This window comes from Protofrankia sp. Cas3, assembly GCF_963555955.1.
Lineage (GTDB): Bacteria > Actinomycetota > Actinomycetes > Frankiales > Frankiaceae > Protofrankia.
The window spans coordinates 23,872-24,621 of record NZ_CAUVXP010000093.1 but is presented as its reverse complement, the minus strand read 5'-3'; the positions used below and the strand labels follow the sequence as shown (position 1 = coordinate 24,621).

At 64.7% G+C, this 750-nt stretch carries 2 protein-coding genes; both read left to right on the top strand.

The genetic code is table 11. From position 1 onward, the window contains the following. On the top strand, positions 1–448 hold a 448-nt coding region (locus U9983_RS17125; RefSeq protein ID WP_322754997.1), incomplete at its 5' end, for an IS5 family transposase. 15 nt (positions 449–463) lie between these two features. Next, positions 464–736, top strand: coding sequence for a transposase (locus U9983_RS27945; RefSeq protein ID WP_416211422.1), 273 nt, complete (start codon positions 464–466; stop codon positions 734–736). Positions 737–750 lie beyond the last annotated feature (14 nt).

Sequence of the window (750 nt, the reverse complement as noted above, 5' to 3'; positions counted from 1 at the left end):
CCACGACCTCCGAGAGATCGTCAACGCGATCCAGTACGTGACCCGGACCGGGATCCCCTGGGCATACCTGCCCCACGACTTCCCGCCCTACAAGACCGTCTACGGCTACTACGCCACCTGGGAAACCGACGGGATCACCGAACAGGTCCACGACCTGCTGCGCGACCGGGTCCGCCGCAAGGCGGGCCGGGCCACCGAACCCACCGCGGGGATCATCGACAGTCAGACGGTCAAGACCGCCGACACCGTCCCCGAGGCCGAGCAGGGCATCGACGCCGCCAAACGGATCAAAGGTAAGAAGCGGCACCTGGCCACCGACACTCTCGGGTTGCTGCTGGCCGTGGTGGTGACCGCCGCCTCGGTGCAGGACACCAACGGTGGCACGCGGGTCATCGATGCGCTGGCCGCCGCCTACCGCAGACTCGTCCGAGTCTGGGTTGATTCCTGATATAAGGCCCGGTTCATCCAACATGCCGCGGAAGTCGGGATCACCGCCGAGGTCGTGGCCAAGGAACCCGGACAGAAGGGGTTCAAAGTCCGTCCCCGCCGGTGGGTGATCGAGCGGACGTTGGGCTGGCTGATGCACTACCGCCGCCTGGTCCGCGATTACGAGACTCGCCCTCAACGCTCCCGAACTATGATCCACTGGGCGATGATTGATCTTATGGGTCGCCGTCTCACCGGGGAGAGGACCCCGACATGGCACTACCAACCCGAACAACTTCCACCTACCTGAACAAGACGTCCTCT